The following is a 24,660-nucleotide window of genomic DNA, read 5'->3' as shown; positions in this document are numbered from 1 at the left end:
TGTTGGGTGAGCGTCTCGACGTAAATGTTTCAGGATTTGTAATTCCACATCCATTGCCCTGCTTACCTTCCAGAGTTTTTTCTTTTAATCCTTTTATTTAGAATACTCGGAAAGTGACAGAAGAGGGTTAATGTCGCCAGCTGTAGCAGCAAGGATGGCGGCGACGTTTGACCGCCTTTCTGGGGGAAGGTTGCTGATTAATGTCGTGACTGGTGGTGATCCAGTGGAGTCAGCCGGAGATGGCTTGCATTTGAGTCATGACGAGCGTTATGAATTAACAGATGAATTTTTGACGGTATGGCGATCGCTAGTTAGGGGTGAAATAGCTAACTTTCAAGGCGATTACTTAGATATTAAACAAGGCAAAATCCTCTTTCCGCCTGTACAGCAACCCTATCCACCGTTGTGGTTTGGTGGTTCCTCTGGGATTGCCCAAAAAATTGCCGCCAAGCACGTAGATGTGTATTTAACCTGGGGTGAACCACCCGCGCAAGTCGCCGAGAAAATTGCCGCAGTTCGCCGACTGGCAGAATTAGAAGGTAGAACTCTGCGGTTTGGCATTCGTCTTCATGTAATTGTGCGCGAAACCGAAAGCGAAGCTTGGGATGCAGCTGATAAATTAATTCGCTATGTAGATGATGAAGCGATCGCCAAAGCCCAAAAAGTTTACGCCAGAATGGATTCTGAAGGGCAACGTCGTATGAGTCAGTTACATAAAGGTAGCCGGGAAACACTAGAAATTAGTCCAAATTTGTGGGCTGGTGTGGGTTTAGTCCGCGGTGGCGCAGGTACAGCCTTAGTAGGTGATCCTGATACAGTAGCCGCCAGAATGTTGGAATATGCAGACTTAGGTATTGAAACTTTCATTCTTTCCGGCTATCCCCATTTAGAAGAAGCTTATCGTGTTGCTGAGTTACTATTTCCCCGATTACCTTTAGAGAATTTGCCCACAGTCGAGACACAACAAATCTTGAGTCCCTTTGGGGAAATTGTTGCTAATGAAGAATTCCTGAAACAGCAGTCTCAGCAAAAAACTGCCTCTATATCCTCATAAATCAAGGAATAGAAGGTTAGCTGACGCAGACCAAAACTACAAAATCACAGTGAATTACTTAACCAATTAGGAGTTTAATTACATGACTCGAATTTTAGCGATCGCCGGTAGCCCTTCCCATCCTTCCAGAACCTACGGAATTTTGGAATACACAGCCAAACTATTAGAAAAGGAAGGCTTACATATAGATATTATTTCCGTGCGAGATTTACCTGCGGAAGATTTAGTGTTTGGCAAATATGACAGCCCCGCCTTAGAACACCCCAAAGCTTTATTAGCCCAAGCCGATGGTGTAATTATTGCCACCCCAATCTACAAGGCTGCTTACACAGGCATACTCAAAGCCTTTTTAGACTTATTACCACAAAAATCATTGACAGGAAAAGTCGTATTACCTCTGGCGACTGGTGGCACAATTGCACATTTATTAGCTATTGAATATGCCCTCAAACCCATCTTGGGAGAGTTAGGCGCACGGCATATTCTCGCCACAGTGTATGCAGTAGATAAACAAATTCAACGGCAAGCTGATGATAGCGTCCAGCTAGATGAAGAACTCGAACAAAGGCTAAAAGATGTTCTGCAAGAATTCGTCAAAGCTGTGAAATTTTCTGCTATTGAATCTCCACAACTAGCACACGCTAACTAAACCACAAGTTTATACCTCCGCTTACTTGCTACAGATGGGTAAATTTTATCCATCTGTTTACTTTTGGCAACAAATATCTTGCTTATTTTTCCGACAGCATCCCATAAATTTCTCGTTTTCTCCATGAAGATGCACTTAATTTTTTTACGAACCGCCAAGAACGCCAAAAGCGCCAAGGAAGACGAAAGTAATTATTTAGTGCAAGCTTACAGAGATTTGGTATAACGGCGAATGAATGAGGCAAAAATTATTGTTTTTCAACATTCGGGCAAAAAGTCTACGAGGCTGTTTGAAATAATAAGATGCCAAAGTTAACCTTGACATCTTTTAGCCTAATAGTTGTTATTTACCTATTATCTTTTTAATTATTTCTGAGATTTTTTCCCAATACTTTCTGAAGAATTTTGCGCTTGTTCCTCTTTTAGATTCTTTTCATAAGCCTTTTCTAAAGTATTTAAACTTTTTGAATCTTTAATTGCTTGCTCATAAGCTTCTTGGCGCTCTTCTTCTTGAATACCCACCCCTGGATCATATTCATAGGCACGGTTAATTTTTTCTTCAGGTTTAGGCTTATACTCAGGAGGTATTAGCTTTGTTTCTTCTAGTGTAGTTGCATAGCTAGGCTGTTGAATACCTATGAATCCACTTGATATACCGATAAAAATCAAAGAACCAAAAATTACGATACTTGCGCTTAATACCTGCTTTAAAGATAAGAAAAGTTTTTGCATTTTATCCTCGTGTGATTATGATATTAGCTGTCTTGTGATTGATTGCTCAAATCAACCACATCTTCAAGACTCAGAGGCATCCTAAAATTTTGATTATATTTTGACTTCTATCTAGAGATACATTAATTATAAAAGTCACCCTTTATTATTTTGGGTTTGATTACTGGCAACTTAAATTACAGTATTAAACTCATAATTAGAAATAATATAAAAATATGAAAAATGGAACTATACAACTAAATTTGTATAACTTATTCTTAACTCCTATTCTTACTTTCGGGATAAATTTCCTGGTTAAAGATTTCATACCCTAAAAGGGTAAAATCCAGGCTGACATCATGGGAAGCTTTACTATTGGCGACTATTTAGTACATCGTCTAGCACAGATTGGCATCAAGCATATATTTGGGGTGGCGGGAGACTACAATATGGAGTTTCTCGACTCAATTGTTAAGCACGATCGCATTGAGTTAATTTCTACTTGTAACGAACTCAACGCCTCCTATGCTGCTGATGGCTATGGTCGAATTAATGGTGTTGCAGCATTGGTAACTACCTTTGGTGTTGGTGAACTCAGCGCTATCAATGGTGTAGCTGGTGCTTACGCTGAACACGTTCCAGTTATAGCCATTACGGGTTCTCCGTCCACGAAAATTCAAGCATCTGGCTCACTGGTTCATCATACCCTTGGTACTGGTGATTTCTCTTTGTTTGCCCGAATGTATGAACAGGTAACGGCCGTGCAAGCATATTTAACTACAGAAAATGCCACAACTGAAATTGACAGAGTTTTGGGTATCTGTCTTTTGAAGATGTTACCTGTTTATATTTCTATCCCGATGGATGTGGCTCAATATGAAGTGAATGCACCATCTGATTCCTTTATACCTCCAGTAGTTGAGAGCGATCGCACTACTTTAGCTGAAACAATTGATATCTGCGTCAGCATATTGGAAAAGGCTTCTCAACCCGTAATTTTGGCTGATATTGGTGTAGCTCGTTATCACTTGCAAGCCCAATTGCGAGAACTACTCAAAGTTACTGGATACCCTTATGCCACGATGAATATGGGAAAAGGACTGCTAGAAGAAACACACCCCCAATTTATCGGCATATATAATGGTGCAGCCAGTGAAGAATCTGTCAGACAAAGAATTGAACAGGCCGATTGTGTTTTGAGTATTGGTGCTTTGATGACTGATTTCAACACAGGTAAGTTTTCTGCCAAACTTGATCCTGAACGCACAATTGAAGTGCATGGACAATATGTCAAAGTTAAAAATGCTTTATACGAAAATGTAGCTATGGCAGATGTGCTTTCTGCTTTATGCCAACGCTTACAGCACCGCGATGCTCAAACGCTAAATTTCAAGTCAGCAACAGAGAATTTAGATGCTGGTTTTACAGATACTTTCACAGCTAAAGAGTCTGCACCAATTACACAACGGCGTTTTTGGCATAGATTTGCTCAGTTTCTCCAAGAAGATGACATAATTGTTGCCGAAACTGGAACTTGTTTATTTGGCGCTGCCATAGTTCCTTTACCCAAAGGAGCAACCTTTATTGGACAAGTACTTTGGGGTTCCATTGGCTACTCTGTTGGTGCATTACTTGGTTGTGCGATCGCATCTCCACAACGCCGTTCTATCCTACTGGTTGGTGATGGGTCTTTTCAAATGACTGCACAAGAACTTTCCACTACATTACGCTATGGTCTTAAACCCATTATTTTGCTGATTAACAACGATGGATATACGATAGAACGTGATATTCACGGTGAACGAATGCCTTATAACGACATTCAACCTTGGAAATATTATCAGCTTCCTGAAGTTTTCGCTGGTAATAGCTGGGGAATTAAAGTTAGTACTGAATCGCAGTTAGAGACAGCATTCCAAACAGCCGAGCAAAACCACGAGCAACTTGCTTTTATTGAGGTTGTTATGGATAGAATGGACAACCCAAAAAATCTCTTGAAGATGTTGCAGCAATAAAGCAGGCTATTGACAACAAAATAAATCATCTATCTAAAGTAGGAGATTTTACAAAATATAAACATTGATGCGATCGCTCAAATGATATGCTTAAATAGAAGTAATGAATAATACAGGTAGACGAAATATTACTGAGAGCGATCGCTCATCCTTTTTTAGATACAGCCTGACTGTTAAATAAATACCAACGCCAAGGCAAGTCTACTCCTTTGGTTAAACCAATCCGGGTAGTCTGAATTAAAGTGAGATTTCCTTGTTCTAACTGTTGTTGAAATTCAGGATGACGGTGTTCTAACCATAGCGGTTGACCAAACTGTAGCAGTGTTGCATTCAATGTCAAATCAATTTTCAATGCGCGGCAAAGTTTCCCCGGCCCAGCCGCAATGCGATGCGGTTTCAATTTTGCTTTATGGTCAACCCAGATAGGTACTTGCTCTAACTCCAAAGCGCGGAGAAGCACTGCACTAGCAACTCCATCTTGGTCAGTGACAACGTTGAAGCAGTGGTACATCCCATAAATTAAGTACACATAAGCTTTACCAGCAGCGCCAAACATCACTTGATTGCGAGTAGTCCGGCCACTATAAGCGTGCATTGCCGGATCATCAGGTGCATAAGCCTCTGTCTCGACAATCATTCCCCGCAAGATAGTACCGTCTGGCATTTGCCGTACTAGAGTACAGCCGATAAGTTCAGGTGCCAATACAGTTGAGGGACGACTCAGCCAAGTTGCATCAATCCCAGCCCTCATACTCTTTCACCACAAAAGTGCTGATCATTCACAAGTAAATTTTACTCAACACTCAACACTTTAAGTATGAATACTTTGCTCAATTGGCACTTCAATGCGAAATTCTGTACCTTGACCGGGTTGTGAATTGCATTTAAAACTACCGCCATGCTTTTCTACCACAATCTGGTAACTAATGGATAGACCTAAACCCGTACCTTTCCCCACTGGTTTAGTCGTAAAAAATGGGTCGAAGACACGGTTTTTCACAGCATCCGGGATGCCTACTCCATTATCATTGATGTAAATCACCACGCTAGGTATATTTTTATTCATCTCACCAACAATTGTGCGAATGGTAATTTGATGTTGATGAGTTGCTGATTCTGGCTGATATTCTAAAGCGTCGATCGCATTGCTCAACACATTCATAAATACTTGGTTGAGTTGTCCTGCATAGCATTCTACTAATGGCAAATCACCATATTCTTTGATGACTTGAATATCAGTACTATCTGATTTCAATTTCAGGCGGTGCTGTAAAATTAATAGCGTACTGTCCAGACCTTCGTGAATATTCACTACCTTCATTTCTGCTTCATCAAGGCGGGAGAAATTACGTAAGGACATGACAATTTGCCGGATACGTTCCACACCAACGCTCATAGAAGAGAGAGTTTTCGGCAAATCTTCCGAGAGAAATTCTAAATCAATATCTTCCAAGCGATCGCAAATTTCTAAACTGGGCTTGGGATATTGTTTCTGATACAGATGTAATATCCCCAATAAATCATCAGCATACTCCCGGACATGAGATAAATTGCCATAGATAAAATTCACGGGATTGTTGATTTCATGGGCGACACCAGCTACTAACTGACCCAAGGAAGACATTTTTTCGTTCTGGATAAGTTGGGTTTGGGTTGTTTGTAATTCATGTAACGCCTCAGCCAACTGTTGGGCTTGTTGTTTGGTTTGGGATAGTAAATCAGCTTGTTCTAGTGCTACAGAAAGTTGCGCTGCTACTTGAGTTGCAAATTGAATTTCCGAAGCTTGCCATTCACGCGGTTGGTCGCACTGATGAATGCACAATAAACCCCAAAGTTCATTTCCTTTAGCGAGGGGAACTACCAAATTTGCTTGTATTTGCAGCTTCTCCAGCATATTCAAGTAACAAGGGTTGTGTCCAGAATTGTGAACATCTGTAATTACATGCACCCTTCCCAGACGATGTAAAGCTACATATTTTTGCTTAAAGCAAGTGTCTTGAATTTTTAAAGCGATCGTCGAGATAAACCCAGGTAAAATATCTTCGGCAACTACTTCACCTTCATCTAGTTGGGAATTGGTATCAAAGCGATAAACTACAACGCGGTCAGCATTCAAGGTACGCCGAACTTCATGCGCTGTGGCTGTAAAAATTGTCTCTAAGTCCAGAGATTCTCGTAATTTAGCAACTACTTCAAACAATATCTGTCGTTGTTCGGCTGCTTTTCGCAAATCAGCAGCTTGTTGCTGAGTTTGTATAAGTAACTGAGCTTGTTGGAGTGCTATGCCTAATTGAGCCGCAATTTGGCTGAGAAAGTTCACTTCTGAAGGTTTCCAGTCGCGGGGGCCAGAATGTTGGTAGGTGCAAAGTAAACCCCAGAGTTTTTGCCCAACAAAAATAGGCGCTAAGACAAAAGCATGAATTTGATAATGTTCTAGATTATCTATGTGGCACTGAGTAAAGCCCATTTTGTAGATATCATCGACGGCAAATGTTTCGTTGTAACGGTACCGTCCTCCCTCGGTTTTTTGCAGGTAGGTGTCATTCCAAACCGTGTTTACCCGAATTTTGGCTTCATTTGTCCAATTGGGACTAGCAGCCTCAAAATCTCCGACAAATTCCCCACCCCATTCTTCTGTAAATCGATAAACCGAAACGCGATCGGCTTTGACTAATTGACAGACTTCTTTGGTGGTGATTTGAAAAATTGTGTCGGTATTTAAAGACTCACGAATTTTGCCAATTACACCAAACACAGCTTGTTGCTGTTCATGGGTGCGTTGCAGTTCAACTGTCCGCCTTTTGACTTGATGTTCTAAATTGTGATTAAAGCCTTGGACTTGTTGATAAAGTTCATATTGTTGAATTGCTGAAGCAAAATGTTTGGCGATTTCTCTAGCTAATTCAATTTCTGCGGCTGTCCATTGTTGAGCTTGGGCTGTTTTTGATTCTTTCCAGATATCAAATGACAGACGGGGATAAAGCTGGCGGCGATCGCGGTCAATTTGACCAGCCCACAAGGTTTCTGTGTCTATTTCATTCCGAAAAATACTCAAGTAGCCAACTAACTGCTGACGATAATAGAGGGGAATCATTAGCAGGCTGCGAATTTTGGTTGGTTGAAAAGCCAATTGCAAAGTTCGCAAATTGGCGGTTTGATAAATATCGTTAATTGCCCAAACGTCGTATTCACCAGACTGATAATGTTGTTGCCAGACGCTATATTGCTCCATCAATGGATAGATCGTATCTTCGGGAATTTCTGGCTGTTGTCCACAGGTGTAGACCTGAATGCAATCACTACCTGGAATTAAACATTCGTTGAGACTCTTAATTTTGCCATTGGAGAGTTGAAAAGCCTCGTTTCTGATGCAGAGTCTACCACCAGAACCTTTAAAGGCTGCCACAGCTTCTTCTAATGCTGGTTGTAAAACAATGGTAGGAAGTGAATGTAGCAGGGTAGCAATGCGATTAATTACACTTTCCCGTTCTGCTTTGGCGCGGGCTTGTGTGAGTAGATTACTTTGAGCGATCGCCACTGATAATTGATCTACTACCATTTGCATCGCTGCTAATTCATATTCTGAAATAGAATGCCCTTGGGAATGGTGAGATACTAACAACCCCCAAAGTTGTTCTTGATGGAAAATTGGCGCTACTACACAAGATTTGACACCCATCGCCGTTAAATATTCCGCATGGCAAGGATCTACGGGGCGGTAACGGATATCTTCTGGTTTCAGTTCGCCTGTTTCTAAAGAAATTACGGGACTGTGGCCAATCTGTTGCATTTCCACATTCACCACAGAACGTACCCTCGACTTCATAAACAGTTCACGGGCGTGGGGCGGAATATCATCGGCGGGAAAATTTAGTCCTAATAGTGAAGGTAAACGCTGTTCATAAATTGACTCACCAACAACTTGACCACTACCATCAGCATGAAATTGATAAATCATTACTCTGTCAGTACCGAGTAAGTAGCGCACTTCTGCTGTTGTTGTTGCAATAATTTCTTCTAACTCTAATGTTTGACGAATACGATTTGTAATCCGGCGTAGGAGACTCTCTTGATCAGGTCTTGTCCGCAAGTTTAGATCAGCTATTTGAGACATTGTTTTTAAATTTTAAAAAAATCAGAAATTAAATAACGAGTCATCCATAAATCTAAAATCATTGTGAGTTTTCTAGAATCTATTTGTCTACAGTAAAACCACGGTCAAAATACAGTAAATACTCTGAGGTTTTTGTTACAGGTTTTTACATTATTTTTTTTATAAAAAAGTTTTCATCTATTTATATATTTTTGATGAATTTTTGTTTGTTAACAAGTTTAAAAAGCAGCTATTTATATTTTTATAAAAAAAGTAGAGACCAGAAAAATCTGATGTCTCCACTGTTGAGGTTTAATTTCTATTTGAGCCTTTTTACCTAGAAAATTAAACTCTGGTATTATTGGCAAAACGAATTCTTAAATAGTCTTCTTCCATCTTGGCACCAGCAGGTTGTAGTGCTGCCAAAGCTTGGGGCAGAACAAGATTACGGCGATGGTTGCCAATTGTGATGTTTAATTCATCACCTACTTTACTGAGTTGAATTTGGTGTTTGGGAATACCTGGTAAATACAGTTCTAAACTATATTCGTTTTGTTCTTGTATCACTCTAACTGTTGTTTCTTTGTAATAAACTTGACTAGGGTCTTCGTCTTTGTAAAGAATATCCTTGAGTCTTTCTAGTGCAGGCAAGCCACACATTTCTTCTGAAAAAAGCGGCACTTCTTTCACAGGTAGAGGATGGAAATTTTCGTGAATTTCGTGACGATATTGTTCTTGATTTTGTTTCCAACGCTGGAAGAATGGATCTTCTACCTCTGGGGGAATAATCCGATTAGCAACTACTAAATCTGTGGCTACATTGTACAAGCTTAAGTAAGCATGAGCGCGTAGCGATTCTTTAATCACCATCTTCTCTGGATTAGTGACAAGACGCACAGAAGTTTGGGTATTATCTGTTAATACTTTTTCCAGGGCTTCTATTTGTTCATAAAACTCGTAAGGTGCATCCATTACCTCTTTATCTGGTAGAGAAAAACCGACAATGGGTTTAAAAAATGGTTCCACTAAAGGACGCAGTGCTACCGAGATATTTTGAAACGGTTTGTAGAAGCGGCGCATATACCAGCCACCAACTTCTGGTAAACTCAACAAACGCAAAGCTGTGCCAGTGGGGGCTGAGTCAATGATTAAAACATCAAAATCGCCTTCATCGTAGTGGCGTTTCATTCTTACCAAGCTGAAAATTTCATCCATACCCGGTAATATGGCTAATTCTTCCGCCTGGACTCCTTCTAAACCTCGCGCCTGTAAAACTTGGGTAATGTAGCGCTTCACAGCACCCCAGTTACCTTCTAGTTCTTGTAGTGCATCCAGTTCAGCGCCCCACAAATTTGGGCGAATTTGTTTGGGTGCATGACCCAGGTCTAAATCAAAACTATCAGCTAGGGAGTGGGCGGGGTCTGTACTCAAAACTAGTGTGCGGTAGCCGAGTTCTGCACAACGAAGTCCGGTAGCAGCAGCAACAGAGGTTTTACCCACACCGCCTTTGCCTGTCATCAAAATTACGCGCATTATCTCGAATTGGTAAGGTTTTTAGCTTGTGAGTCCTCTAAAATGCTTAATTAATGCTCAAAGAGGCAATCATTAGTTTTTAGCGAGATATTAAGTATGAATTTTATAGCAGCAGACAGAAGTCAGGAGGCACGAGACTGGAGTATGAATATTCCTGGTATTCATGCTGAAAAATATCCTAATTTATCTGAGCTACTAGCTATATGTTCAATATCTCTGCTAAAAAAATACTCATCTTTTATTATTACGTAATTTTCTAACTCACAAGTTGCCCGCAGTCTTTACCTCATCAATCCTATCTCGTATAAACCTTGGCGCAGTCTTTTGGCTTCTTCGAGATTCTGCTGCTGTTCGTGTAGCAAAATCGCATTTTTAAAAGCTGTCATACTAGCTTGGAGATTGCCAACTTTTAGCTGCACTACACCTAAATTCTGATATGCTTCGGCGTAGTAAGGATTCAAGCGGATGGCTTTTTGATAACAAGCGATCGCATCAGTAAACAAATTCAAAGCTTTTAATGTCATCCCCAGGTTGTAATGTCCGGTAGCAAAATCTGGGTCAATCTTTAAAGCTGTTTCGTAAGCTTTTTTGGCGCTGTTTAAATCTCCTGCATCTTTGAGTAAGTTACCTAAATTGTTATATGCTCCCAATTTGAGGATATGATAAATCGGCAATTTAATGGCAGCTTGATAGTGTTCTAGGGCTTGTTGGGGCTTTTTTAAATGATTATAAGCAATGCCTAAATGATAGTGCAGTTCATATAAGATTTCGTAGTTTTCTTCTGATTGATTTACCGCCATACAAGCTAAATTTGTTTTCTCCATCGACTGACCCATTGCTTGGTTGAGTCCACGTTGCAATAACTCAATACCTTGAGAGACTTTGCCAGTTTCAACGTATAGCGCCCCTAATTTACTGCAAACATAAGGATCATTGGGATGGGTGGAGAGAAACTCTAACATTGCGGCTTGCGCTTTGACCGATTTATTATTTTGGGCGATCGCTCTTTTTTGATATCCTGTATGCAGAATCGCTACACCCTGCAAATAACCCACTTGCCAATGAGGTTCTTTTTTGATAATTGCCGCTACACTGTCATCCACTAAGGCATGATAAGGCCGTTCAAAGCGAATTTCTGGATGATTGCGAAACAACCGCGAAACTAAAGAATAGGGAGATTGAATTGCCCCAACTTCTTGGCGAATCAGGTTAATTAAGATATATTCATCACTTTCGATTGCTGCCTGCATCTGTGGCACAATGCTGGGTGTAAGAATTTCATCCGCATCTAAAACCAGCACCCAATCACCCGTAACATATTTTAAAGCTGCATTGCGGGCAGTACTAAAGTTATTCGACCATTGAAAATGATGCACTTTTGCACCAAATTGTTTAGCGACTTCGGGAGTGCGATCGCTAGAGCCTGTATCTAACACTACCATTTCATCAACAAAACTTTTCACACTATTTAGGCATTTCGGTAGCGTAGTTTCTTCGTTTTTCACAATCATGCACAGACTAATACTCATAAGCAAACTTCAACTTATTTATTTCAATTTATTAAGCATAGGAGATGCACTTTCAAAAATTCCGACACAATTTAGCAATTCTCAATGAGTTACCCACATATCTACTCCCTGTCTCTACGAGTAGTTTATAAATCCAACAGGATAGCTATATGTCAACTCTACTGGCTGCTAGTCAGCACTTAGCACTTTATTATGTGCAAAAATCAAGATTAACAAATCAGTGAGTGAGTTATTCTCAAAGAGAGGGGAAACTTCATGCTGGGTCAAACGGTCGGAGGACGCTACCAAATTCTGACTCAATTGGGGCGAGGAGGATTTGGCACGACTTTTGTAGCTCAAGATATGCAACGACCGGGAAATCCCCAGTGTGTTGTCAAGCAATTTAAACCACTTGCTAATGATCCCTACACCTTAAATGCCGCTAAACGCTTTTTTGATTTAGAAGCAGATATTTTAGAAATGTTAGGGAAACATGACCAAATTCCGCAATTATTGGCGCACTTTGCTGAAAATGAAGAATTCTTTTTAGTGCAAGAATTTATTCCCGGTCATGATCTCAAACAAGAACTCCCGCCTTACAGTGATAAATTAACTGAGTCTGCTGTTATTCAACTGTTAAAAGATATACTGCTTGTTTTAGCATTTGTACATCAAAATCATGTTATCCATCGTGACATTAAACCTGAAAATATTCGCCGCCGAGAATCAGATGGCAAAATAGTTTTAATTGACTTTGGGGCAGTGAAACAAATTAGTACCCAAATGACTAACACCTCTGGGCAAACAAGTTTTACTGTTGCTATTGGTACTCCTGGTTATATGCCCAGTGAACAAGCTAATAGTAATCCCCATTTAAGTAGTGATATCTATGCAGTGGGTATCATTGCTATTCTGGCTTTAACAGGTATAAATCCGGCAGGTGGTAGTCATTCATTACCTAAAAACCCAGCTACAGGCGAAATTGATTGGCGTGACAAAGTAAAAGTTAGCCCAAAGTTTGCCAGTATTTTAGATAAAATGGTGCGCTATGATTTTCGTCAGCGTTACCCTACAGCCGAGTCAGTCTTGCAAGCATTAGAAATGCTAGACAAAGCACCATTAACTAAATTACAACAATCTTTGCCCAAAAGATTGTTTATGGGTTTGGGAATTACAGTCACAGCAGTTGCAGTCGGGTTAATAATTTTATCTCAACTGACAATTAACAAAACTAACTTTTTAAACTACGCTGCTCAGGGAATAAAAATTAACTATCCTGATAACTGGGCGGTACAAGCAACACCCAATGCTGTGACTCAAGATATAGTGACATTTTTATCACCTAAGCAAAATGATGCTGACCAATTTCAAGAACTTTTGACTATTAGAGTAGAACCACTTTCTAGTACTTTAGATGAGTCGAAAGATTTATTTATTCGGGAAATTCAAAATACTGTAGATGATGTTCAAATAGAAAGTTCTAGTGAAACAACACTAGCAAATAAACGGGCAAATCAGCTAGTGTTTTCCGGGAAGAGTGATGGTGGTCGGTTAAAAAGCCTGCAAGTTTGGACTTTGCAAAATGATAATGCATATATCATTACTTATACGGCAAACGTTGAAGACTATCATAAATTTTTACCAGTAGTGGAAAAAATGATTCAATCTTTTGCCATTGAATAAAGCCTAAAATTGTTAATTTCTCAAAAACCAAATCCCCGACTTCTTGATTAAGTCGGGGATCTAAAGCTGACTAATTTTCACAAATCAATATTTAGTTGGAGATTGTTTTAAAACTGTGTAACTGTCAAACTGACACCACCAGAATCTAGACGAGGAACTTTTAAGTAATCTACTGGTTCGCCGTTACGCTGATTCGGTTGGCTATTATTTGGTTTTTCGCATTCCTTAATTGCTGCTTCAGGATCATTAAGAATTTCTAAAGGTTTGATATTTTTACATCCTTTTTCTTCGTGGACTCGGCCGATAGAGTTAGCAACTTGTCTTAAGGTATGAGCGCGATCGCTGTCGTTAACTGCGCTACTGTTGATTGTAATTGGTTCAGTAATTAGGGTAGCAGCTTCGTTGCGTTCAATAGTTAATGGAGTGAGTTCGGCTGTTTGAGCTTGGACAGGACGAGCAAGGGCGATCGCACTGACAACCACAGCTAAAATTATAAATGGGCGTTTCATACTTTACCCCCTGAATGAAGTTATATGTGATACCTACAAGTGCAATTCCATGTTATCCGCAACCAACTCAAATGTAATCTCCTATAAAGCTTACTATGTTCCATTAGAGAAACTGGCACAGATAGCTAAAGATGTAAGTATTTTTTCTGAGATATACAATTAAACTCGCAAATATTTTTTCTTTACTTTATTAAGTATACTTTTAATAATTAATGTGCTTAATCTTATTTGCGTCAAACTTTTGATATTAGATTGATGATGCTGTTTGTGGTCAAAAAACTCATTTAATTCATCGAGAATTACTTGCAGTCTTTGCAGTATATTTTCATGGCGGTACTCTTGCAGCACATGTTCCGACAAACTTAAACCTGTTGAAGATTGAATTACTTTGAGAATCCTACCAACATCATACTCTTGGGAATAACCAGCAATTTTATAACAATTAAATCCCGGATCTAAATAATCGGCAAGCCCACCATTGATGCTAGAAAATACCTGACACCCGCAAGCTAACGCTTCCATTGGTTGCAATCCAAAGCCTTCACTTACAGCCTGTTGCGCCCAATATTCTGCCGAATCGTAAAGGTAAACCTTAGCTCGATTAAATAATCCCGGTAAATCTTCTACATAAGAATCCACAACCTGCACATTGCATTTTTGTTTTAATGTGGGAATTAACTCAGTTAATAAATACTCAGAAGATTTTCGCGCCTGTACTAACACATCTATATCTCGCGCTAGATGTAAATTTTTAAATTCAGGACTAATTTCATTTGGTAAATAATAAAGTAACGTATTGGGTGACTTTTGACCCCAATAACCCAAGGTGTTGCGGCTCACAGTAATAATGGGAATACTCGCAGGTAGATTAAATTTGTAACCAGAACTGTGGGCATGATAAACCACATTGTATGGCTTGAGTTTGGTTGCTAATTTAGCTACATCAAATCCCCAACTAATCACAAAAATTACATCATCTAAATTTGCTTGTTTGAGCAAATCATTCAAGAACACCTTACCTGTTTCCCTTTGGCGGTAAGTGACAACTTCCGCGCTACAAATTTGTTGAGTAAGTTTCAATGTTTTTAATTCTGCCCAGAGACCACCACAGGCAAATTTGCCACTGGTACCAGGAAGCAGGAAGTACAATTTTCGCATGACAAATTACAAATTAGGTTCTTGCCATTTTACCTTGACAAAATGCCCTTGCCTGCCCCAAACATCACGCGTGATAGTAATATTTTCTACCGTCAGATTAAAAGGAATAGCTGTTGTCAGATAACGTTGGGCTATTGAGCCTATATCTGGGGCAATTTCTGCTGCTGTTGTAGCGGCTAGTCCTAAACCAATTAATTGTTCAACTGGGCGGAAGGGTAACAACAAATGCACACCTACAGCCAGTCCCGCTGTTAACAACATTGTGACTGATACATTTGTCCCGCAACGGGGATGAACTGCCAAATCCCATTCACCATGTGTCAGGCGATGAAGGGCTTGGCTAACGGCACGCCGCAAGTTGCTAATATTGACTTCACCATAGAGATAAAATCCTTGATCAGTGGACAAACCACCTAATAATTCATTATCGAGTTGAATGGTATTGGGTCTTCCTGGGGGAGTATGGGCGTTTTTTGTTTCACTCAGAATCCAGACAGTAGCGTGTTCTAGGGCGTGAACTTGCCGTAGCATGAGTATTTCTTTCAAACCCGGAACGAATGATAGCTGTCTGGCTAAATCAGCATCTAGGGTAGATTGAGGTGTAGTGAAGTCAAAGTTAAAAAAGTTAAAGGAAGACAAGCCACCTTGAATAGAAGCAGAAGTTTCCATAGCAACACTGCGCCTCAAACTGATGGAGCAACATAGATTTCTTACAAATGTAGCGTTTGTGGCCAGGGTTTATTGCTAATTTTTATTGATGACTGGATAAATATCTTTTTAAATATGGTGAAATGTACCATTGATCCAGTTTTGTCAAACTGAATCAATGGTAACAGTCTTGCACGATAACTAATAACTGAGTAATCTGTTCTGCTTGGTGTTGATGCGAGCGAGAACTAAGGTTCACGCTGAAATAGATGCGTGAGGAGGAAAACAAGCAGTGAACCGTCTAAATGTCGTAACTGCACGCCAGACGAAATTTATCGCAATATGAGACGCGATTTATGGCATCTGCCAAACGCCATTGACCGCATCTGTACTAGGACATAACTCATTCGTTCGGGTTAGGTAGAGAACAGCAATTCACATCATTCAAGCAGACCTTACCCCACTGTAAAGCCCAGCGGACAAGAGCCACTCGGTTTTCGGTTTGGGTTTTGGTGAGAATATTGCTGATGTGGTTATCAACTGTTCGTTTGCTAATTTCCAATTTTGCTGCAATCTCTTGGTTAGTTAAGCCAGCGGCCACTAAGTCGATAATTTGCAGTTCTCTGTCTGACAGAGTAACAGGGGTCTGAGACTCGCCACCAGCCATGACTGATTCTATCCTCTCTTGGTATATGTACTTAATCACTCTATTTAATTCTAGAAGATTCTTTTGTTGGTAGGGATTTGAAGTGTTAGCTGCAATACGATTGACAATAATTTTTTTCAAGTTCAACTGAATGAAAAATTTGACCTTTGGAGGATACAAGTATTTTTTGGCACTTATTTTTACAAAAAAATAAGTATTCTTATCAAGAAATAAAAGCAGAAATTATAGCCTACACATTCTGTAAGAGTAATAAAAATTGCTATTGAATTCTATGAAGGACTGGCGACAGATAATGAAGATTATTGTAGATTTTATACTGACCTCACAATAACTGAAAAGTCAGGGGTCAACAGGGAAAACTCAGAATTTAAAATTTAAAGTTCAGGCAAAAAAACTCTGAAAAGCATTTATTTTTGAATTCTGACTTCAGGATTCTTCTCAACTTTCTCAACCAAATCTAAAATCTAAAATCAGATGAGCAATCCCCGTGTTTTGTGTCTTGGTGAAATTCTGTTCGATTGTTTAGCCGATCAATTGGGACTAAAGCTGGAAGAAGTGCAATCTTGGACTCCTTATCCAGGAGGAGCGCCAGCTAATGTGGCCTGTGCTTTGGTGAAACTGGGAACTTCCACCGGATTTGTCGGAGCCGTGGGTGAAGATGAACCAGGAAATGCACTGGTTCAGTTACTACAAGAAGTTGGTGTAGATATAACGGGTGTACAACGTCATCCGACTGCGCCAACGCGACAAGTGTATGTGACACGGGATTTAGCAGGCGATCGCACTTTTGCTGGGTTCGGTCAATATGATACAGCTGAATTTGCCGACACCCGCCTACAAGCCAAGCAATTACCTGTTTCGCTGTTTCAAGAGGCAGATTTTCTCGTTTTGGGTACTTTGGAGTTAGCCTATCCCGACAGTGAACAGGCTGTTCATCGGGCTTTAGATTTAGCAGAACAATTCGACCTGAAGATTATACTGGATGTCAACTGGCGACCAGTATTTTGGCAAGATGAAAATATCGCGCGGCAAAAAATTCACGACACATTTAAGCGCGTTGACTTTCTCAAACTCTCCAAAGAGGAAGCAGAATGGTTATTTGATACCGCAGATGCAGGAGCTATTACTTACCGTCTAGGTTCTGTAGAAGGAGTGTTGGTGACAGATGGAGATAAAGGTTGCGCCTATTGTTTAGGTGGTAGTGAAGGTGTCTTACCTTCTTTCCCTGTGAAAGTAGTTGATACAACTGGTGCAGGAGATAGCTTTTTGGCAGGATTTATCCACCAACTAAGTCAGCATGGTATCCAGAGATTAGCAGATGCAGACACAGTAAAGCGTATTGTTACTTATGCTAGTGCGGTGGGAGCATTGACTACGATTAAACCAGGTGCGATCGCTTCTCAACCCACCGCCGCTGAAGTCGAAGTTTTCCTCGTGGCTTATCAGCTTTAACAGGACTTTTGTCTGTTGAGAATTGGTTTGAGGGGGTAAGGGTTTTGAAAATCTACACCCCTCACCTCCACTAAAACCTTGATTCTTCGTCTGACTGCATACGTCCTGAGTTTAAATTATGAGCTTTGCCAAACCTAAATAACGAATACCTTCGGGGGAGATATCAAACCGACAAGGCAATACTTCTAAACCAAGGGCGATCGCTTGCCGCAATAATTGACCATATACTGGATCTGTAGTATCACCAGGGGCAAACTCTGTACAATCACCCCGGTTGATAAAGTACAGCATGACAGAACGAGTTGCAGGTAGCAGCGCCATTAATTCTCGTAAATGCTTTTGTCCTCTGGTGGTTTCTGTGTCGGGGAATAATGCTAAAGTTCCTTGCGCCCAAGTTGTATTTTTTACTTCTAAATATATTGAGCGTTCTACATCACTACCTGTCAACAAGAAATCTACACGACTTTTTTTATTTAAGCCATAAACCACTTCACCTTTAATTTGGCTGTAGTTTCCTAATTCGGGGAATAAATATTGTGCTAAAGCTAATTTGACGATGCGATTAGGTAAGGCTGTATTGACACCAACCCAAGTTGGTTCGTTATCGTGTACTTGAATTAGTTCTAGTGTATGAGCTAGTTTACGCTTAGGATTCTCACTTTTAGACAACTGCACCAGACTCCCAAGGGTTGAGACTCCAGTCATTGGCCCTGTATTGGGACAGTGTGCGGTCACTATTTCCCCATCAGTCAGTTGCACATCAGCAAAAAAGCGCTTGTAGCGCTTGAGTAAAATACCAGGGTAGAGAGTAGGGTAACAATAAAGCCAATCAAGCATTATTTTGCAAAACCAAGCGCAACGCGCTTGGTGGATTTTGTTTGTACAGCCGAGCTAGTTGAGTAAAATTCGGGTCTAAGTCTTGAATTTTACCTCAATTAACCCTTCACGCAAACAACTTGCTTGAGTGTGGCGACAACTTCCACCAGATCAGATTGATTTTCCATTACTTGCTCAATTGGTTTATAAGCACCGGGAATTTCATCTAAAACATCATTATCTTTCCGGCATTCTATACCTTTAGTCTGCTCAATTAAATCATCAAGTGTATAGACATTTTTTGCCTTATTTCTTGATAATAATCGGCCTGCACCATGAGCGCAAGAACAAAAACTCTGGGCATTACCTTTGCCTTTGACAATGAAAGATTTTGCCCCCATTGAACCAGGAATAATCCCATAATCTTCTGTTTGAGCGCGGACTGCACCTTTACGAGTTACATACACATCTTCGCCAAAATGTACTTCTTTTTCGGCGTAATTATGATGGCAATTTACCTGTAATAAAGGTTTAGTCACTTTTCCACCCGCCAGATGTTTTTCAATGATGTGCTTAAAACGCGCCATCATGACATCTCGGTTGAAACGTGCATAGTCTTGCGCCCACTGCAAATCATTCCAGTACGCTTGAAATTCTGGTGTACTAGCAATAAAGTAAGCTAAATCAGGATCAGGTAAGTTATTACCTGCCATCTTGGCTAATTCTTTAGCAGTACTAATATGGCATTGGGCTAATTTATTGCCAATGTTACGTGAACCAGAATGTAACATTAGCCAAACTTGATTCTCTGTATCGAGGCACACTTCAATAAAGTGATTTCCGCCACCGAGAGAACCCATTTGTTTCATCGCTTTATTTTCTAAATCCTGCACACCTGGATGCAAGTATTGAAAATTATGCCAATGTTGCCAGTTAGTAACTGATTTTTCAATCTCCTTGTTTTCGTTGAAACCTGTAGGAATTGCAGCTTCAATTTCTAAGCGAATTTTCTTGAGTTTGCCTTCTAGTTTTTCGCCTGTGAATGGCATTTTAATGGCACTCATACCGCAACCAATATCCACGCCCACAGCGGCAGGAATAATGGCATCTTTGGTGGCAATTACAGAGCCAACTAAAGCACCTTTACCTAAATGCACATCTGGCATTAATGCTACGTGTTTAAAGACAAATGGTAGAGATGCCACGTTTTTAGCCATCTTGGTTTCATCACTGCCTAAAGGATGATTTGCCCAAGATAAAACGGGTGCTGGTGTATTAATTTCTAAATTTTCGTAGGGCATATTTTTTTGATATTTAGATATGTTCTGTAGTGATAATTTGCATGATAGTAGTTATTAGTCATTTGTCAGGTTTTGAGACATATTTGTATTGCTTAATACCAATTCTCTATAAAGATGCACTTAATTTTTTTACGCACCGCCAAGCACGCCAAGGAAGACAAAAATAATTATTTAGTGCAAGCTGACAGAGATTTGGTATAACTAAGTTCTATTTCTTTCCACCGACTGATTTAAATCAAGTTTTGCATTAGGTTCTGCTGATGGCTTGCATGATTTTACTTGTAATACAGTTGTAATATGAAAGAATGCTACGTGTCAATCCTCACGGCTGGGAGGAAAAGCAGATTTTGGCGAGATGTATTAAAATTTGTAAATAAAAATACTAATTTATCAAGTCAGAATTGATTTTATGGCATCAGGTCAAGATACAATCTGGGCGCGTTTTCTATCTCCAGTAGTCAGTTTTTTGATTGATGAGGAGAAACTAAAACAGTATGCTTTAAGTATTGATTGGGAAAGAGAGATTAGTCGTCTCAGTTCTGCCAATGTGACAATTCCTGCGTACTACAAGCAAAATTTTCACGGTATCAAAGGCGGATATCTCAATTCTAGTGCGGCGGTGAGTTACGACCCAATTACGGAATACGTCCTACCACCGAATGAAACTTGGGTGCGTCAAGGGTTGATCAATGCGGTAAAAGTTCAACCACGGCGCATACTTGATTTAGGTTGTGGTACGGGTTCCACCACTTTGATGTTAAAGCAGGCTTTCCCCCAAGCAGAAGTGATTGGTTTGGATCTATCACCATATATGCTGGTTAGAGCAGAAGATAAAACGATAACAGCGAATTTAAATATTCTTTGGCGACATGGAAACGCAGCGCAAACTCATTTCCCTGATGCTTCTTTTGATTTAGTCACAGCGTCTCTGCTATTTCACGAAACACCTAGTGCAGTTACTCAAGCAATTTTACAAGAGAGCTTTCGCTTATTAGTAGCTGGTGGACAGGTTTTAATATTAGATGGCAATCAAAAAACCCTGCGCCAGTTAGATTGGCTGAATAATATCTTTGAGGAACCGTATATTTATGAGTATGCTGCTGACAGTCTAGACGCGCGCATGGGTGCGGCGGGTTTTCAAGCAGTACGCACCGAAGATATTTGGTGGATACATCAGGTAAGTAGTGGGATAAAACCAACTCTTATTACAGGTTCATCGGTACAAGCCACAAGTCAGAGATCAATAGACAGCACAATAGATAATAATGATTTGGAGGGTTTAGGATCTCCAGTTTTTGGCATAACAGCATGAGTTTAAAGGCAATTCTGTTTGATTTTAATGGTGTCATCATCAACGATGAGCGAATTCACCTGCAATTAATAGATGAGATTCTCATTCAAGAGAATCTCCAACCCCAAAAACCCCAAGAACGACAGAATTCTCTAGGAAGGAGCGATCGCGCTTGTTTTCAAGAACTGCTGGCAAATCGCGGTAGAGTAGGAAAAGAAGATTATCTCAATCAGCTACTTAACCGCAAAGCTGAAGCTTATGTGCTGGAACTGGAAAAATTAGAGAAACTGCCAATATATCCAGGTGTAGAAGATTTAATCTATCAGGTTCGTTCCCAAAATATCAATTTAGGCTTAGTCAGTGGCGCACTCCGCAAAGAAATTGAATTGGTACTCAAGCGCACCAAACTCACAGAATACTTTAAAGTTATCATTGCCGGTGACGACATCACCACCAGTAAACCCCAACCGGATGGTTATCTTTTAGCAGTCGAACGCTTAAACCAACAATATCCCGAATTAAATCTGCAACCGTCAGAATGTTTAGCCATTGAAGATACCCCCGCAGGTATCCAAGCAGCCAAACTAGCACAGATGAAAGTTGTGGGTGTAGCGAATACCTATCCCTTTCATATGCTTCAGCGTTGTTGTAACTGGACGGTGGATTATCTGACCGATTTAGAATTAGATCGAGTGCAGAATGTATTTTCTGGCAGAGAACCGCAGCCCAGCGTAAGTGAATGTTAGAATGTCAGATGATGGCAGAGCGTTGATTGAATTGCTAGTAAGTTTCTTAACTCAGCACATACAACTCAGCACTCAGCACTATTTTAAGGGGAATTAGCTCAGTTGGTAGAGTGCTGCGATCGCACCGCAGAGGTCAGGGGTTCGAGTCTCCTATTCTCCATTGCACAACGGAACGACGTAATAGTTCTACTATAATTCGCCAACTTCCCTCAGTTTCTGCAACTACATCATGACGTTTTAAAGTATCTAACGCTGCCTGTAAACTATGACCGTTCATATCTGTAGACTGAGCTAAGATATCAAAACTTAACCCTTCTACATGAGGTGCAAGTACCCTTAATATATCCTGCTGACCCTCAACATCTTGTGCCGCTTGACCCCAAACCCCATCAAAATAGTAGCGTCCGCGCTGGAAAAACTCAGGGTCATTAATCACAGCTTCTACATCTTCAATTGTAAAAACAGGGTCACGCGATCGTCCTTGCTCAAATACTTGGTCATTGTAGCGCCGCACTAAATAAAATCCCACCAGTTGCACTAAATATGGTTGACCATGAGTTAAAGCATAAATTTCGTCTAAAGCTTCTGGGGTGTAGTCAAGGAGAAAATCTTCATCTGGGTTAGCTAAAATTTGGCGAGTAGCTGCATATTCTTGAAAATTGACATGAATAGGAATAATGCTGGCGAAAAAAGGTTGAAAGTAATCTGAGGTCATTTCTTCTAAAGTGTGCAAGCCAGCAAAAGCAAAAGCAATTTTAGAACTCATTTGCACCAACCCCCGCAAATAACCCATAAAATCTGGAGGTATTTTTCCGGCTTCGATAAGTTCCTCAATTTTTTCAAATTCGTCTAAGGCAATAATTAACCCGGTTTCTAAATTTGTTTCTACCTGTTTTAAATAACGTTCAAAAGTTCTATAGGGAAGATTCAATAAATCTGCATCATTTGGTGACGGAAGTTTCACTGTTTGAGCAATTTCATCACTAATTGCTATTAGCACCTCACCCACACCTTGGGGTACATTTCCCAACCGCAGCAGGTTGACGTAAGCTAACTGGATGCCTGAACCTAAACATTGAGATGCATTCAGCAAAATTGAAGTTTTACCCATGCGTCTGTGACCATAAAGAACTACAGACTGGAGTTGATTACCCATCACCCAGAGTTCTTCTAGTTGTCTGATGATATCGTCCCGCCCAACAAAGAGATTACCTTGCACTGGGTCGCCTATGATATATGGATTATTTACAGGCTTGGTAATGGAAATTTCCCCGACTTCGCCAGCGATTTTTAATAGGCTTTCTTGCCAAGTTTGAGCAATATCTATAATTAAGCCGCGCTCGGCTTGTGGTAAGTTATCGGCTTTATTTAGAATGTTTATAAGTTCACCTAAAGCACGGTTAAGAGCGAAAGACCGTGCTGAACGAGATACACTTTTGTTAACAAATTGGATATCTTCTATTACGCGACTTAGAGAGGTAAGAACTTTCCAGGTGTTTGGGAGTAAAACTGGTTCTTGTGGAAAAGCTGGTATTTGCAGATTAGCAATAGTAATTACTTCTTGTGCATTTTGAAATATTGCCAAAGTTTGGGCAAGAATGTACATTTCCTCCCCATAAAGCAAAGAACGTACTTCAGTAAAAGCCTCCTGTGCTTCTTCTGGTTTTTGTTTATGGAGATACCAAAAACCAGCCGCAGCTGTACGAACAGGTGTATTTAAGCGAAGAGAAATTGAAAAACTACCTATAAATCGTGATTTTAAGCTTACCTTTAAATAATTTGAAGCAAAACGTACTATATTCCAGTCAAAAGGAGATTCAGCCAACCGAGAAACACGCCAAATAATTTGCTCTGATGGAGTTGTGGCAAGTACTTTATTAACTGCTTGAATAACAGGAATAAATTGCAGTGTATATGCTAACAATTGATTAGTATTATATAAACCTGTTTCCCAATCTTGTTGCAGCCAATTTTGCAAGCGCCTATTCAGATTCGGCAGAGGAATTGGACTAATACGTGGGAGTAAGTAACTACTTTGGATGCTTTGCAGGTTGAACAGTAAGCCAATTAACCAATTTTCTGGACGCATAATTGCTAAGCTTACCGCCAAGCCTCCCACTAAGCCTCCCACCACGTCAAACGCCAAGTTTGCCGTTACACCTAACGCTATTCCTATCAAGGCTTTAGCCCCATCTCCGGCCAAGGCTGCTGCCACGCCTCCGGCCAAGGCTGCTGCCACGCCTCCCACCACGCCAAGCGCCACGCCAAACGCCACGCCTCCCACCAAGCCAAACGCCAAGCCAAACGCCAAGCCAAACGCCACGCCTTCCGCAAAGCCTCCCGCAAAACTTACCGCCAAGGCTACCGCCACACCTCCCGCCACACCGAACCAATCAACGCGAAAGTTAAGCGCCTGCAAAATTAGCCCCACAACCACAGGAGTTACAATTGTCAATACCAATCCTTGCAAAAGCAATTGACGCTGGATAGGATTTTTCCGCAAGAATTCCAATCCCTTTCGCCAGTTCATTTCTTTTTCAGCAATATACCCACCCCCAAACTTATCCACATACCACCGCAAAGCCTGGGGAAAGAAAAACACCCAATACAACAGGTGTAGATAATCTAAGGGGTTCCACAGTGAAAGGGGTCGCTTCAATTTTGGTGCTAAGTTGAGGCGAGGTACAGGAGATGTCATGATTCAGCCTCCACCTTTATCTGTAACAGACCTAACTTCCCTATAAGCGAAACTTTACCCCTCCCTAACCCTCCCCTTATAAATGGGAGGGAACTATATTTTCTTATTTCCCCCCTTGGAAAGGGGGGA

At 40.5% G+C, this 24,660-nt stretch carries 18 protein-coding genes, 1 tRNA gene and 1 pseudogene; 8 read left to right on the top strand and 12 right to left on the bottom strand.

Going from position 1 to position 24,660, the window contains the following annotated elements:
• Positions 1 to 118: 118 nt before the first annotated feature.
• Both IQ244_RS24445 and ssuE read left to right on the top strand, forming a co-directional pair.
• Positions 119 to 1,054: pseudogene (locus IQ244_RS24445) on the top strand (LLM class flavin-dependent oxidoreductase); the annotation flags it as partial.
• An 82-nt stretch (positions 1,055 to 1,136) separates the two neighbouring features.
• The gene (gene ssuE / locus IQ244_RS24440) at positions 1,137 to 1,703 is read left to right on the top strand and encodes an NADPH-dependent FMN reductase (protein WP_193898799.1); all 567 of its coding nucleotides are present in this window, start codon (positions 1,137 to 1,139) and stop codon (positions 1,701 to 1,703) included.
• Between the two features lie 365 nt (positions 1,704 to 2,068).
• Here ssuE and IQ244_RS24435 read toward each other — a convergent pair whose 3' ends face one another.
• Entirely contained in the window at positions 2,069 to 2,434 is a 366-nt protein-coding gene (locus tag IQ244_RS24435) for a hypothetical protein (RefSeq protein ID WP_193898797.1), read from the bottom strand.
• A gap of 338 nt (positions 2,435 to 2,772) precedes the next feature.
• Here IQ244_RS24435 and IQ244_RS24430 point away from each other — a divergent pair, with 338 nt between their 5' ends.
• Complete coding sequence (locus tag IQ244_RS24430; protein WP_193898795.1) at positions 2,773 to 4,428, top strand: alpha-keto acid decarboxylase family protein; 1,656 nt, start codon at positions 2,773 to 2,775, stop codon at positions 4,426 to 4,428.
• 145 nt (positions 4,429 to 4,573) lie between these two features.
• Here the strand turns inward: IQ244_RS24430 and IQ244_RS24425 are convergent, their stop codons facing one another.
• The 4 genes from IQ244_RS24425 to IQ244_RS24410 form a co-directional block, all read right to left on the bottom strand.
• Positions 4,574 to 5,179 carry a DNA-3-methyladenine glycosylase gene (locus IQ244_RS24425; RefSeq protein WP_193898793.1) on the bottom strand — a complete coding sequence of 202 codons (606 nt, stop codon included), beginning with the start codon at positions 5,177 to 5,179 and terminating at the stop codon, positions 4,574 to 4,576.
• Between the two features lie 60 nt (positions 5,180 to 5,239).
• Entirely contained in the window at positions 5,240 to 8,542 is a 3,303-nt protein-coding gene (locus IQ244_RS24420; RefSeq protein ID WP_193898791.1) for a GAF domain-containing protein, read from the bottom strand.
• 324 nt (positions 8,543 to 8,866) lie between these two features.
• Positions 8,867 to 10,054 (bottom strand): TRC40/GET3/ArsA family transport-energizing ATPase, encoded by a 1,188-nt coding sequence (locus tag IQ244_RS24415; RefSeq protein ID WP_193898789.1) that lies wholly within the window; start codon positions 10,052 to 10,054, stop codon positions 8,867 to 8,869.
• A gap of 281 nt (positions 10,055 to 10,335) precedes the next feature.
• Positions 10,336 to 11,583, bottom strand: a complete 1,248-nt coding sequence (locus IQ244_RS24410) for a glycosyltransferase (protein ID WP_193898787.1) — start codon at positions 11,581 to 11,583, stop codon at positions 10,336 to 10,338.
• 255 nt (positions 11,584 to 11,838) lie between these two features.
• Here IQ244_RS24410 and IQ244_RS24405 point away from each other — a divergent pair, with 255 nt between their 5' ends.
• A complete protein-coding gene (locus tag IQ244_RS24405) occupies positions 11,839 to 13,245 on the top strand; it encodes a serine/threonine-protein kinase (protein ID WP_193898785.1) in 1,407 nt (468 codons plus the stop codon).
• 107 nt (positions 13,246 to 13,352) lie between these two features.
• Here the strand turns inward: IQ244_RS24405 and IQ244_RS24400 are convergent, their stop codons facing one another.
• The 4 genes from IQ244_RS24400 to IQ244_RS24385 form a co-directional block, all read right to left on the bottom strand.
• Positions 13,353 to 13,754 (bottom strand): hypothetical protein, encoded by a 402-nt coding sequence (locus IQ244_RS24400; protein WP_193898783.1) that lies wholly within the window; start codon positions 13,752 to 13,754, stop codon positions 13,353 to 13,355.
• 159 nt (positions 13,755 to 13,913) lie between these two features.
• Positions 13,914 to 14,912 carry a glycosyltransferase gene (locus tag IQ244_RS24395; RefSeq protein WP_193898781.1) on the bottom strand — a complete coding sequence of 333 codons (999 nt, stop codon included), beginning with the start codon at positions 14,910 to 14,912 and terminating at the stop codon, positions 13,914 to 13,916.
• Positions 14,913 to 14,918: 6 nt separating this feature from the next.
• Positions 14,919 to 15,581: a DUF6391 domain-containing protein gene (locus IQ244_RS24390; RefSeq protein WP_193898779.1), complete on the bottom strand. Its 663-nt coding sequence runs from the start codon at positions 15,579 to 15,581 to the stop codon at positions 14,919 to 14,921.
• Positions 15,582 to 15,963: 382 nt separating this feature from the next.
• Complete coding sequence (locus IQ244_RS24385) at positions 15,964 to 16,227, bottom strand: helix-turn-helix domain-containing protein (RefSeq protein WP_193898800.1); 264 nt, start codon at positions 16,225 to 16,227, stop codon at positions 15,964 to 15,966.
• A 474-nt stretch (positions 16,228 to 16,701) separates the two neighbouring features.
• On the opposite strand from IQ244_RS24385, the gene IQ244_RS24380 reads away from it, so the two are divergent.
• The gene (locus tag IQ244_RS24380; RefSeq protein ID WP_193898777.1) at positions 16,702 to 17,679 is read left to right on the top strand and encodes a carbohydrate kinase family protein; all 978 of its coding nucleotides are present in this window, start codon (positions 16,702 to 16,704) and stop codon (positions 17,677 to 17,679) included.
• Between the two features lie 111 nt (positions 17,680 to 17,790).
• Here IQ244_RS24380 and sfsA read toward each other — a convergent pair whose 3' ends face one another.
• Positions 17,791 to 18,516 carry a DNA/RNA nuclease SfsA gene (gene sfsA / locus IQ244_RS24375; protein ID WP_193898775.1) on the bottom strand — a complete coding sequence of 242 codons (726 nt, stop codon included), beginning with the start codon at positions 18,514 to 18,516 and terminating at the stop codon, positions 17,791 to 17,793.
• Between the two features lie 98 nt (positions 18,517 to 18,614).
• Positions 18,615 to 19,796, bottom strand: coding sequence for an RtcB family protein (locus IQ244_RS24370; RefSeq protein WP_193898773.1), 1,182 nt, complete (start codon positions 19,794 to 19,796; stop codon positions 18,615 to 18,617).
• Positions 19,797 to 20,205: 409 nt separating this feature from the next.
• Between IQ244_RS24370 and IQ244_RS24365 the strand changes: the two genes are divergently transcribed.
• The 3 genes from IQ244_RS24365 (at position 20,206) to IQ244_RS24355 (ending at position 21,993) form a co-directional block, all read left to right on the top strand.
• Entirely contained in the window at positions 20,206 to 21,108 is a 903-nt protein-coding gene (locus tag IQ244_RS24365; protein WP_193898771.1) for a class I SAM-dependent methyltransferase, read from the top strand.
• Complete coding sequence (locus tag IQ244_RS24360) at positions 21,105 to 21,833, top strand: HAD family hydrolase (protein WP_193898769.1); 729 nt, start codon at positions 21,105 to 21,107, stop codon at positions 21,831 to 21,833. Before IQ244_RS24365 ends, IQ244_RS24360 begins: the two co-directional genes overlap by 4 nt.
• Before the next feature lie 87 nt (positions 21,834 to 21,920).
• Positions 21,921 to 21,993: transfer RNA gene (locus IQ244_RS24355), tRNA-Ala, on the top strand.
• Here IQ244_RS24355 and IQ244_RS24350 read toward each other — a convergent pair.
• Entirely contained in the window at positions 21,967 to 24,531 is a 2,565-nt protein-coding gene (locus IQ244_RS24350; protein ID WP_193898767.1) for an ATP-binding protein, read from the bottom strand. The two genes, IQ244_RS24355 and IQ244_RS24350, sit on opposite strands and share 27 nt — an antisense overlap.
• Between the last annotated feature and the right edge of the window lie 129 nt (positions 24,532 to 24,660).

The sequence above is a fragment of the Nostoc sp. LEGE 06077 genome, assembly GCF_015207705.1.
Taxonomy (GTDB): domain Bacteria; phylum Cyanobacteriota; class Cyanobacteriia; order Cyanobacteriales; family Nostocaceae; genus Nostoc_B.
This window is presented reverse-complemented; position numbering and strand designations above follow the sequence as displayed.